The sequence below is a fragment of the Kangsaoukella pontilimi genome (assembly GCF_009830125.1).
Taxonomy (GTDB): domain Bacteria; phylum Pseudomonadota; class Alphaproteobacteria; order Rhodobacterales; family Rhodobacteraceae; genus Kangsaoukella; species Kangsaoukella pontilimi.
In genome coordinates, this window is record NZ_WUPT01000007.1 from 1 (window position 1) to 11,662 (window position 11,662).

Below are 11,662 nucleotides of genomic sequence, written 5' to 3' on the forward strand. Positions count from 1 at the left end.
CCCCCGACCGATCCCGGCCCCGTGAAGCGCCCCCCGAACCTCACCCCCCAGAGCCCGAAGCCCCCCATAGCTCAACCACTCCCGCCCAGGCGCCCCAAACGCAGGGGAAGTGTCGGGGTGGCCATCGATGAGAGACGTGAATGTATTGGACATGTTTCCTCCAACGGTGTCGTGAGCATCGACCCTCTGGGCCAGAGTCGGACCCTGCCCTGTCGAATGCAAGGCGGCACGGGGAAGAATAGTGCGGGCTAGCTCAAAGGCACTGAATTTGGTGGCGTTCGAAGCGCGGAGACGTCAGGCCGCCCCTTGCCCCGCATAGGCAAACCGCGTGAAACGCGCCTCTCGTCCTGCCCCGCTGGTATCGAAACAGACCATTCCGACAAAGGCACCCGTGAAGGACTGATGTTCGCCCGGCGCGCCCTCGTCCGAGATCGGTGAGGCATCGAGCGGCGCGCCCAGTGGCTGCCACGCGCTGTCGTTCTGTCGATAGAGGAATGTCTGCGTGAGACCGTCCACCTCGACCGCGATCTGCACCGGCCCTTCGGCCAGCTTGGCCCGCGGCCCAAGCGGTTTGAGCGCGCCGCCCGGATAGCTGTCGTGACACGAGAGCACCTGAAGCACGCGCACACCGGCGCCATCATCGGTCACGAAAGCGGCGTGGAACTTGTAGCGGTTGTAATAGGTAATCAGCCCGGCAGCCTGCTGGTAATGCTCGGGCGCGAAATCGAGGGTCGTCTCGGCGCGGTAGGCGTGGTGTTCCTGCCGCCGGGCGACGAGGGACTTTTCGAACCAGCTTCCGATGCTTTCGCGACCGGTCAGGATCAGAGACCCCGGCTCGACCCGGAAAAGGCGGTCGGGATAGGGCGTTCTGAGCCACTGGAACTCGTCGGGGAGCGTTCCGTCGGCGAAGTCGCGGATGATCGGCTTCGCCGCCTGCCGCTCCGCGCCCTTCGGCGCGGGGACCTCTTCGCGCGGAACAGTGCCGCCTTCTTCCAGATAGAGCCAGCCGTCCGCGCCCCAGACACAGCGTTCGATCCCGGTCTCGCGGCCAAGGGGGCAGATGCGGCCCGGCAGCGGACGGCCCATCAGGAAGGTGTGATAGACGGCGCCATCCGGCGTCTCGACATATTGCCCGTGTCCCGTCCGCTGGATCGGGTGATCGGGGGCGTCACGGGTGGTGATGACGTGAGCGGCGGGATGCGTCTCGTAGGGTCCCCGGATGTCGCGTGAGCGGGCCAGTGTGACCGCGTGCTCGTAGCCGGTGCCGCCCTCGGCGGTGGTCAGGTAATACCAGCCGTCCCGCTTGAAGAGGTGCGGCGCCTCGGTCAGGCCACGTTCGGTGCCGGGGTAGATGTTGGTGATCTCGCCCGTCAGACCGGCATCGGGGTTCCATTCCTGAAGAAGGATGCCGTCGAAGGCATCATGGGCGGGGTTTCGGCCGGTCCCCGTGCCCCGGTGGTTCCACTGCATGTTCACGAACCACTTCCGCCCGTTCTCGTCGTGGAAAAGCGAGGGATCGAAGCCCGAGGAATTCACATAAATCCGCTCGGACCAGTCGCCGTCGATCCGGTCGCAGGTCGTGATGTAGTTGTGGGCGTCCTTGAAGCTGCCTTCCAGCCTCTTCACATCCGTGTAGACCAGCCAGAAGAGGCCATCCGCATAGCTGAGGCAAGGCGCCCAGATACCGCCTGAATCCGGGTTTCCGCGCATGTCGAGCAGGTCGGGACGGTTCAGCGGGCGGGCCACCAGCGTCCAGTTCACCAGATCACGCGAGTGGTGAATCTGAACGCCCGGATACCATTCGAAGGTCGAGGTCGCGATGTAGTAATCCTCACCCACCCGGCAGATTGACGGATCGGGATTGAAGCCGGGAAGGATCGGGTTGCGGATCATGCCAAAAGCGCCGCCGCCTCGTCCGGGCCGAGGGGCGCGGGACGCTCGCAGGTGGTAGAGAGTGTGATGAACTCCCCTTTCTCGCCCGAGACGAGGATCGAGGTCATCGCATCCACCGCGTGAACGGCGAGCTCCAGAGAACAGCGATGCGGTCTGCTTGCCTGAAGCCCGGCGATCATGTCGGCAAGGCCTGCCATCCGGTAGTTCGCGCGTTTGCCATTGCCGTCGTCGCCCTCATTCGGACGGCCGAACGGATGGTCCCATGCCGTGACGGGGCTGATCGTGCCCTGTTCGTCCGCTTGCTCTACAAGGCCGCCGAAAAAGTTCGGGTCGGGCACGAAGAGCGTGCCTTCCGTTCCGTAAAGCTCCATCGGCGCGTGCCTGTGCGCCTTCACGTCCCAGCTGGCGCCAAGAGTCACCGTGGCGCCGCTCTTGAACTCCAGAAGGGCATGGATGTTCGTGGGCGTCTTGACCGGGATCGTCTCGCCCTTTCGCGGCTCGGACAGGATTGTCCGCGTGTCAGTGGCCGCACTGGTCAGAGCGCCGACACGGGCGATGGGGCCAAGAAGCTGGATCAGGTTGGTGATGTAATAGGGACCGATATCCAGCACCGGACCGGCTCCCGGCAGGAAAAAGAAGTCGGGGTTGGGGTGCCAGTGCTCCATGCCCCGGCTCATCACATGGGCGGTGCCGCCGACGACCTTGCCGATGGCGCCGTCGTCTATCAGGGCACGCACCTGCTGATGGGCGCCGCCGAGGAACGTGTCCGGCGCCGAACCGACGCGCAGGTTTTTCGACCGGGCAAGGTCGGCCAAAGCCTTGGCCTCGTCCAAGGTCAGGACCAGCGGCTTTTCCGAATAGACGTGTTTGCCCGCTTCGAGAACACGAGTCGACACCTCGTAGTGGGCGGCGGGGATGGTCAGGTTGACGATGACCGAGATGTCATCGCTGGCCAGTATGTCGTCGACACTGCGGGCTTCGACGCCGAACTCCTTGGCGCGCGCACGCGCCATATCGGGGTTGATGTCCGCAACCGCACGGATCTCCAGTCCCTTGAACAAGGGGGCGAGGCGCAGATAGGCGGCCGAAATGTTTCCGCAGCCGATCAGGCCGACACCGGTCGTGGTCATCTTGGGTTACTCCTGAAGGGCGTTGACGGTCGCGAGCGAGCGCGTGGCGAAGCGGCGGTCGTCGCTGGGGTTGTCGTGTTCGATGACGAAATAGGCTGCCGACGAGCGGTCGAGCGCGGAAAAGATCGCGGGCCAGTCCATCGTGCCATGGCCCACGTCCGCCCAGCCGTCCTCATCCGCATTCTCGCCTTTCGGCGCGATGTCCTTGATATGGGCCGACAGGATGCGATCCGAATACTTGCCGATCCAGTCAACCGGATCGTGGCCGCCCACGGCCACCCAGGCGAGATCGAGTTCCAGCATGATATCGGGGCTGGCTTGGGCGATCAGGTCGATGGGCAGATCGTCGCCGCCTATGTCTTGAAATTCGAAGTCATGGTTGTGCCAGCCGAAGCGCAGTCCGGCATCGACCACGGGCTTTCCGGCCTCGGCGAGGCGCTTGCCGAACGCCGCCCAGCCAGCAGCGTCGCTCGGGCGATCCTCGGCGGCGAGGTAGGGCGCAAAGACCGCTTCGACCCCCAGTTTCCGCGCAACGGCAAGCGCCCGGTCGGGCGTACCCGTCAGCATGTCGATGCCGAAATGCGCGGTCGGCATTCTGAGACCCGTGGTGTCGAGCGCCTCGCGGATCATGTCGACGCTGTCATCATCGGCAAACAGCGCGCCATAGCCTTCGACCATCGAATACCCAGCCTCGGCCAGCATGGCGAGCGTATCGGGCAGCGGCCCGAAGTTCCGCGAGGAGTAGAGCTGATAGGAGAATTCACGCATGGGTCGGGCCTTTCTCGGGCGTTGCATAGGTGGCAGAGTGGAGATCGCGCAGAGTGAGAGCGCCGGTTTCGCCGCTCCTGATGGCGATATGACAGGGTTCGTCTGGCAGGACGAGCATACAGTTGTCCGACAGCCGCGCGCCATTTTTGGCTTCGATCGCGACAAAGAAGGCGGGGCGCTCAGTCGTCAGAGTAAGGCGGTCACCCGACCGCTTCATCGTCAGTCCCGGCTGCGGTATGTCATAGGTCTTGTAAGGCCGGTGCGCGAAGTGGTCCTGTCCGATTTCGCCGTCGGTCCAGGCCCAATGGAAAAGCAGCACCTCGTCAGCGGCCAAGGCGTCGGCCTCGACGGTGGTCAGTGTGACCGCGCGGTCCGTCGGAACCGTCGCCTCGTCCTCGGTCAGTCGGCGGCGTGTGCAGGACATCGAAAGAGCGTCGACGACCAGCGCGCACCCCGCCGCATCCAGCGTGTCGTTCACCGCACGAAGCGCGATACGGTCGCCCTCGGGCACCGCCGTCACGAGGCGCGGCGCATAGAAATGCGCAGCCGCATGATGGAGCAATTTCCATCCGCCGCCGTGGTCGAGCGACGACCAACTGCATACCGGCCACGTGTCGTTCAGTTGCCAGTAAAGCGTGCCCATGGTCCGCGGCTTGAGGCTCCGCCAATGCGTCACCGCCGTCTTGATGGCAAGCGCCTGCTGCACCTGGCTGAGATAGACGAAGTTCTCGAAGCCTTCGGGAAAGCGGAAATAACGGAACATGGTCTCGGCGATCCGCGCGTTGCCGCCCGCGTTCTTCTGGTGGCTCTCCAGAACGGGCGAGGCGATGTTCCAGTCCGCAGGATCGGCAAAGGCGCGAATGCGGTCCATTGATGGATAGGACTGGAACCCGAATTCCGAGCAGAAGCGCGGCGATACATCCCGATAGTGGTCAAAGTCGCGGCCCTCGTGCCAGACCGACCAGAAATGCATGTCGCCCGCCGTATCATCGTGCCAGCCATCCCCGAAATCGAGCCGTCCACGCGAGGGCGAAGAAGGCCACCAGTTGGCCTCGGGTGCGGTCGCCTTCAGTGCGCGTTCAACCGTGTGGTTCAGCCTGTCATAGGCGGCGAGGTATCGGTCCCTATCCTTGCGGCTTTCCTCGAACCAGGTCAGCGCACCGACAAGCTCGTTATCCCCGCACCAGAGCGCAATCGACGCGTGGTGGTGCAGCCGCGCGACGGCTTCGGCCGCCTCGCCCGCGACCTCGGCCAGAAACGCCTCGTCCGAGGGGTAGAGGTGACAGGCGAACATGAAATCCTGCCAGACCATCAGGCCCAGTTCGTCGCAGAGGTCGTAAAACCAACCGGGCTCATACCGCCCCCCGCCCCAGATGCGGATCATGTTCATGTTTGCGTCGACAGCGGATTGAAGGAGGCCGCGCACGCTCTCGGGTGTGATCCGGCCCGGCAAGGCGTCGGCGGGTATCCAGTTGGCGCCACGTGCATAGACGTCGTGCCCGTTGACGCGAAACAGGAAGGACGCGCCGATCTCGTCTGGTTCGGTGATCAGGTCGATCCGTCGCAGGCCGATCCGCCGCCGCTCGACCTGATCGGCGAGCGTGACGGCAAGATCATAGAGCGGCTGATCGCCGAGGCCCGCGGGCCACCAGAGCCTTGGCTCGGCGGGCGCAAACGTGACGCTATGGATGCCCGGCCCTGCCGCGTCGATCGTCTCAGTCATCCCGTCGAAGTCGAAGCAAAGCGTCCCCTGCCCCGCGCCTTCGACATGGACCGCGACGGTCACCCGGACCTCGCCGCCCGAATGGTCCTGCGTGATGTGCAGACGCGCGATTTCCAGCGGGCGAAGCGGCTCCATCGTCATCCTGCCGTAGATTCCAAGAGGCGCCAGTGCGATGTTCCAGTCCCAGCCGAAATCGCATTGCGGCTTTCTCAGCATGTTGCCGTTGGGCAGAGGGCAGTTCGACTCCTGATAGGGCACAAAGAAGGGCTGTGCTGCCTGTCTCTCTGCAGCGATGCGCAGGGAGGAGGGAAAATCGATGCGGATCTCGTTCGTGCCCTTGCGAAGCGCGCCCGAGACATCCGCCCGATGCCTGCGGAACGCATTGCCGGCGTTCAGGACGATGGTGCCGTTCACGCTGACCGTGGCGACGGTGTCCACGCCGTCAAGAACCAACGACATATCCGTACGTTCGACCTCAAACGTGCGGATCAGGCTCCAATCGCGCTCGGCGACCCACCGGCAACGGTACTCGTTCCGGCCCCGGTAGGGATCAGGCAGAATACCGATGTCGGCCAGGGCGGAATGAACGTCTCCGGGCAGAGCGATCTCAAGATCGTGCTCGCCCCGCTCATCCGTCAGGCGCCACCGCCCGGAGAGGTCGATCGCCGTCACGTGAAAAATCTACATGCGCAGTTCGGACGCCGCGTCGAAGAAGGACGCCTGCGCCGCGCTGAACCCGATCCGGATCGGATCGCGGGCCCTGATCTCGGTCTGACCGTCGACGCGGATGCGGAACCGCTCGCCCGCCACCGTGGCCCAGACCAGCGTGTCCGACCCCATTGGCTCGACCAGCTCAACGGTGCTCTCGAGCTGAATCGGTTGCGCCGTCGCCGAATCGCCCGTCGCGACATGCTCGGGACGGATACCCATGAAGGCCGGTCCTGACGGCGCTTTCTCGAACTCGTAGCCCTCGGTCGAGAAAGAGAGGTCGCCCACGCGGAAAGTGCCACCATCCAGCACGCCCTCGAAAAAGTTCATCGCGGGCGAGCCGATGAAATCGGCGACATATTTGTTCCGGGGCCGGTTGTAGATTTCGGACGGCGAGGCAAGCTGCTGGATCGCACCGCCCTTCATGATGGCGATGCGGTCGGCCAGCGTCATCGCCTCGACCTGGTCATGGGTGACGTAGATAATCGTGTTGCCCAGTTGCTGGTGCAGCCGCTTGATCTCGACCCTGAGGTCGGTGCGCAGTTTCGCGTCGAGGTTCGACAGCGGCTCGTCGAAGAGAAACACGTCCACGTCTCGCACAAGCGCGCGACCGATGGCGACCCGCTGACGCTGACCGCCGGAGAGCGCGCCGGGCTTCCGCTTGAGAAGCGGTTCGATCCTGAGGATTTCGGCAGCCCGTGCGACACGGCGCGCAATCTCGTCCTTGGGAACACGCGCATTCTTCAGGCCAAAGCTGAGGTTCCCTTCGACCGTCATCTGCGGGTAGAGCGCGTAGGACTGGAACACCATGCCGATGCCGCGCTCGGAAGGTTCCTTCCAGGTCACGTTCTCGTTCTTGATGAAGATCTGGCCGTCAGTCGCCTCCAGCAGCCCTGCGATGCAGTTAAGCAGCGTGGATTTCCCGCAGCCAGACGCCCCCAGAAGCACGAGGAATTCGCCGTCATGAATGTCGAGGTTCAGACCCTGAAGCACCTTCACGGCGCCGAAGCTCAGGTCCAGGTCCTTGATTTCAACCGAATGCATGATGCTCACCCCTTGACCGCGCCAGCGGCGATGCCGCGCACGAATAGCTTGCCGGACACGAAGTAGATGACCAGAGGCACAAGCCCGGTCAGCAGCGTCGCGGCCATGTTGACGTTGTATTCCTTCACCCCCTGCACCGAGTTGACGATGTTGTTCAGCTGCACCGTCATCGGATAGGTCTCGGGCTTGGTGTAGATCACTCCGAACAGGAAGTCGTTCCAGATGCCCGTCACCTGCAGGATCATCGCCACCACGAAGATCGGCAGCGACATGGGCAGCATGATCCGGAAGTAGATGCCCCAGAAGCCGGCGCCGTCGACACGGGCGGCCTTGAACAGCTCCTCCGGGACCGAGGTGAAGTAGTTGCGGAAGAGAAGCGTCAGGATCGGCATCCCGAACACGGTGTGGACCAGAACAAGTCCCCAGATACTTCCCATCAGACGGAATTCGGTGCCGGTGACGGCGGAGATGCCATCGCCCATTTCACGCAGGATGATCACGATCGGATAGATCATCACCTGATACGGGATGAAGGCACCGAAGATCAGGATGGTGAAGAAGACCTCCGAGCCTTTGAACCGCCAGTTGGCGAGCGCATAGCCATTGACCGACGCGATGGCGATGGAAAGGAAAACCGACGGCACGAGAATCTGGATCGAGTTCCAGAAGCCCCGGCTGAGGCCTTCGCAGTTGATGCCGGTGCAGGCCTCGGACCACGCCTTGACCCACGGCTCAAAGGTGATTTCGACGGGTGGCGCGAAGACGTTGCCAAGACGGATTTCCGGCATCCCCTTCAGCGAGGTGACGATCATCACGTAAAGCGGCAAAGCGTAGTACAGCGCCACGACGATGAGCGTGCCGTAGAGCATAATGTTTCTGGGGGACAGGCGGCGGCGCGGCTTCGGCCCGCGCGGCCCTTCCATGGCGAGGGAAACGGTCGTATCAGCCACGTTTCTTGCCTCCGAATTCTAGGTAAGCCCAGGGGATCAGCACGACGAGGACGCTGAGAAGCATCATGGTCGAGGCCGCGAAACCCTGCGCAAGGTTCTGGGACTGGAACATCTTTTCGATGACGTATTTCGCGGGCACTTCCGACGCGATGCCGGGTCCGCCGGATGTCTGCGCCACCACGAGGTCATAGACCTTTATGATGCCTGACGTGATGATGACGAGTGCCGTGACGAAGACCGGCCGCATCATCGGGATGATGACCAGCACATAGGTCTTCCATGTGGGGATCCCGTCGACGCGGGCGGCCTTCCAGATGTCTTCGTCGATGCCCCTGAGACCGGCGAGCATGATCACCATGATGAAGCCCGAACCTTGCCAGATCCCGGCGATCAGAATGCCGAAGATCACGATATCGGCGTTGTTCAGCGGATCGAAAACGAAACTCTCCCAGCCCCAGTCGCGCACAACCTGCTGAATTCCGAAATCGGGGTTCAGAATCCACTGCCAGACAAGGCCGGTCACGATGAAACTCAGCGCGAAGGGATAGAGGAAGATCGTCCGAAAGACGGCCTCTCCCCGGATTTTCCGGTCGAGCAGCGCCGCCAGCGTGAAGCCGATCACGAAGCTCAGGATCAGCGAACAGATGCCGAAAATCGCGAGGTTCTCGATCGAGATGAGCCAGCGCCGCGTCGACCAGAGCCGGTCGTACTGATCCCAGCCGACGAATTCCAGCCGGGGCAGAAGGCGCGAATTGGTGAAGGAATAGGTGATCGTCCAGGCGGTACAGCCGACGAAGACGACCAGGGCGGTCAGAACCATCGGGATCGACGCGACCTTGGCGGTCATGTTCTTGAACAGGCGGCTTGGTCGCTTTGTCTGATGCTCATTGGCGCGCGATTGCGCGGCGTTGTCTGCAAGTGTCATGCCGGTCCCCTTTTGGCGTCGTCGCCCGGCTTCTTCGAGCCGGTTCGGATACGAGTCGGGGTCCGGCCTATGACCGGACCCCGGGGAGGAGCGCTTAGTCCGCGTTCGCGATGATATCCGCGTAGGCGGCCTGAGCGTCGGCGGCCGAATAGGACGGGTCGTTCCAGAACTCGACCATCAGGTCTTCGATTTGGCCCTGCGTATCCGGCGATAGGTTCATGTCACCCGAAGGCAGAACATTGCCCGATGCGAGGATTTCGAGGCCCTTCTGCATGCAGGCGTTGGCCGAAGACATGTCGATGTCGCCACGAACCGGCAGCGAGCCTTTCTTCAGGTTGAAGGCCACCTGGACTTCCGGGCTGAGAAGAAGCGCGGCCAGCTCTTTCTGGGCGGCTTCGACATCCGCATTGTCCTGCTTGGGGAAGTAGAACGCATCGCCCGCCGTATCGAGCAGCTCGTTCACGCCAAGGCCCGGCAGGCAGGTGTAGTCTTCGCCCGCAGTCTGGCCGGCCACCTGGAATTCACCCTGCGCCCAGTCGCCCATGATCTGCGCACCGGCCTGACCGGTGATCACGAGGTTGGTCGCCTGGTTCCAGTCCTGCACGTTCGAGTTCGCGGCCATTTCCCGCGCGTCCGCAGCGGCCTGGAAGACTTTGGCATATTCGGGGCCCGCCGCCACTTCGGCATTCTTGTCGACGGTCACGGCGCGCCAGGCGTCCAGACCGGCGATGGCAACCGACATCACGCCGAAGGCACCGGCGGATTGCCAGGGCTGCTGGCCCATGGCGAGAGGGATCTTGCCCGCATCGCTCAGCGCCGGTGCAGCGGCAACGAACTCGTCCCAGTTGGACGGCACGTCCTGACCCGCATCTTCGAAGGCCTTGTGGCTGAGCCACATCCACTGCCACGAATGGATGTTTACCGGAGCGCAATAGATGCGTCCCTCATAGGTGCAGGCATCCAGAAGCGACGACGGGAAAACGATGTCACGCCAGCCCTGGGCCTCGGCCACATCGGTGAGATCGAGAAGAAGCCCCGCCTCGATCAGCTCTTCGGCCTGACGGCCATGGTTGAGCTGGGTCGCACCCATCGGGTCACCGCCGAGGATTCGGCTGATGATGATCGGACGCGCGGTACCGCCGGAACCGGCGATGGCGCCGTCGACCCAGTTGTGGTCAGTCTTCTCGTTGAACGCCTTAGCGAACTCGGCAACGGCGGCGGCTTCACCGCCGGATGTCCACCAATGAGTGACTTCCAGATCTGCGCCATACGCGGCGCTAGCGCTAACAAATGCGGTTGCACCCAACAGGGCTTTAAACGACTTCATGGCTTCCTCCCGGTTTCCTATATCGTTATAGATCGAAACTATATCGTTATAGATTTTTCTGGCAAGACGGTTTATTCGGAGGATAACAAAGGCCTGTTCGGCGCGGTCAACACCGCGTATGCCGAGTGGACGACCAGCCTGCTCCAGGCTGAATTTCAAAGGAAATCCCGTGGCTTCCAGTATCGAGAGCCCAAAGAAGCCAACCTTGCGGACCATCTCGGAACTGAGCGGGCTGGCGGTGCCAACCGTGTCACGGGCTCTGAACGACGCTCCCGACATCGGCAAGGACACCAAGGCCCGTGTCCGCGAAATCGCGCGGGAAATCGGCTACGTTCCGAATCGCGCCGGCGTGCGTCTCAGAACCGGAAAAACCAACGTCATTTCGCTGGTTCTCGGCACCGACAATGAGGTGACGGATCACACCGGCCAGCTTGTGTCGTCCATCGCACGGGAGCTGCGTGACACGCGCTACCACATGATTGTGACGCCCTACTTTCCCGACGAAGACCCGATGATCCCCGTCCGCTATATCGTCGAGACAGCGTCCGCCGATGCGGTGATCCTGAACCGCGTCGAAGTGGACGATCCGCGCATCGCCTATCTGATGGAGCGAAATTTCCCCTTCGTCTGCTACGGCCGCTCGAAGTGGCGTGACAGGCACCCCTATTTCGACTTCGACAACGAGACTTTCGGCCAGATCGCAGCGCGTGGTCTGCTGGCGCGGGGATGCCGGGCCATCACGATCCTCGCCCCGCCGGAGGTTCAGAACTATGCTCAGGACATGATCCGCGGCGCGCGCGACACGCTGGCGGGCAGTGGCGCAAGTTTCGAGGTTCTGACCGGCATCTCGGGCGACGATCCCGGCGAGGTCATCCAGACACGCATCGCGGAATACCTTCAGGCGCACCCTGACCGGGACGGGCTGATCTGTCCGTCGACCACGGCAGCGATCGCGGCTGTGGTCGGGGCCGAGCGCATCGGCCGGCAGATCGGCACCGACCTGCAGGTCTTCGCCAAGGAAGCCACACCCTTCCTCGGCTATTTCCGGGCGCCCATCGGCACCGCACGCGAGAACGTGCGCGAAGCCGGATCGTATCTGGCCCGCGCCGCGATCCAGGCGATCGAACGGCCGGACCTGCCGCCCATGCAAAAGCTGGTCAGCGCCACGGCATCCGACACGGTGGGCTGAACACC

General features: G+C 63.1%; 9 protein-coding genes. 1 reads left to right on the plus strand and 8 read right to left on the minus strand.

Annotation, left to right across the window (positions count from 1 at the left end; genetic code table 11):
- Positions 1 to 294: 294 nt before the first annotated feature.
- The 8 genes from GQ651_RS18430 to GQ651_RS18465 form a co-directional block, all read right to left on the minus strand.
- On the minus strand, positions 295 to 1,893 hold the full coding sequence (locus GQ651_RS18430; protein ID WP_160765758.1) for a glycoside hydrolase family 43 protein: 1,599 nt from the start codon (positions 1,891 to 1,893) through the stop codon (positions 295 to 297).
- Positions 1,890 to 3,023 carry a Gfo/Idh/MocA family protein gene (locus GQ651_RS18435; protein WP_160765759.1) on the minus strand — a complete coding sequence of 378 codons (1,134 nt, stop codon included), beginning with the start codon at positions 3,021 to 3,023 and terminating at the stop codon, positions 1,890 to 1,892. The genes GQ651_RS18430 and GQ651_RS18435 overlap by 4 nt, the downstream gene beginning before the upstream one ends.
- 6 nt (positions 3,024 to 3,029) lie before the next feature.
- Entirely contained in the window at positions 3,030 to 3,791 is a 762-nt protein-coding gene (locus GQ651_RS18440) for a sugar phosphate isomerase/epimerase family protein (protein ID WP_160765760.1), read from the minus strand.
- A complete protein-coding gene (locus GQ651_RS18445) occupies positions 3,784 to 6,186 on the minus strand; it encodes a glycoside hydrolase family 2 protein (protein ID WP_319637486.1) in 2,403 nt (800 codons plus the stop codon). Before GQ651_RS18445 ends, GQ651_RS18440 begins: the two co-directional genes overlap by 8 nt.
- 9 nt (positions 6,187 to 6,195) lie before the next feature.
- Positions 6,196 to 7,266: an ABC transporter ATP-binding protein gene (locus GQ651_RS18450; protein ID WP_160765761.1), complete on the minus strand. Its 1,071-nt coding sequence runs from the start codon at positions 7,264 to 7,266 to the stop codon at positions 6,196 to 6,198.
- Between the two features lie 5 nt (positions 7,267 to 7,271).
- Positions 7,272 to 8,189, minus strand: coding sequence for a carbohydrate ABC transporter permease (locus GQ651_RS18455; RefSeq protein WP_160765784.1), 918 nt, complete (start codon positions 8,187 to 8,189; stop codon positions 7,272 to 7,274).
- A 19-nt stretch (positions 8,190 to 8,208) separates the two neighbouring features.
- Entirely contained in the window at positions 8,209 to 9,141 is a 933-nt protein-coding gene (locus tag GQ651_RS18460) for a carbohydrate ABC transporter permease (protein WP_160765762.1), read from the minus strand.
- A gap of 94 nt (positions 9,142 to 9,235) precedes the next feature.
- The gene (locus GQ651_RS18465; RefSeq protein WP_160765763.1) at positions 9,236 to 10,468 is read right to left on the minus strand and encodes an ABC transporter substrate-binding protein; all 1,233 of its coding nucleotides are present in this window, start codon (positions 10,466 to 10,468) and stop codon (positions 9,236 to 9,238) included.
- Positions 10,469 to 10,637: 169 nt separating this feature from the next.
- On the opposite strand from GQ651_RS18465, the gene GQ651_RS18470 reads away from it, so the two are divergent.
- On the plus strand, positions 10,638 to 11,657 hold the full coding sequence (locus GQ651_RS18470) for a LacI family transcriptional regulator (RefSeq protein WP_319637487.1): 1,020 nt from the start codon (positions 10,638 to 10,640) through the stop codon (positions 11,655 to 11,657).
- Positions 11,658 to 11,662 lie beyond the last annotated feature (5 nt).

What these genes read in the sequence shown, in the direction of transcription:
- GQ651_RS18435 (WP_160765759.1), bottom strand. Translation starts at nt 3,023, where the DNA reads ATGACCACGACCGGTGTCGGCCTGATCGGCTGCGGAAACATTTCGGCC.
- GQ651_RS18455 (WP_160765784.1), bottom strand. Translation starts at nt 8,189, where the DNA reads ATGGAAGGGCCGCGCGGGCCGAAGCCGCGCCGCCGCCTGTCCCCCAGA.
- GQ651_RS18440 (WP_160765760.1), bottom strand. Translation starts at nt 3,791, where the DNA reads ATGCGTGAATTCTCCTATCAGCTCTACTCCTCGCGGAACTTCGGGCCG.
- GQ651_RS18450 (WP_160765761.1), bottom strand. Translation starts at nt 7,266, where the DNA reads ATGCATTCGGTTGAAATCAAGGACCTGGACCTGAGCTTCGGCGCCGTG.
- GQ651_RS18430 (WP_160765758.1), bottom strand. Translation starts at nt 1,893, where the DNA reads ATGATCCGCAACCCGATCCTTCCCGGCTTCAATCCCGATCCGTCAATC.
- GQ651_RS18465 (WP_160765763.1), bottom strand. Translation starts at nt 10,468, where the DNA reads ATGAAGTCGTTTAAAGCCCTGTTGGGTGCAACCGCATTTGTTAGCGCT.
- GQ651_RS18460 (WP_160765762.1), bottom strand. Translation starts at nt 9,141, where the DNA reads ATGACACTTGCAGACAACGCCGCGCAATCGCGCGCCAATGAGCATCAG.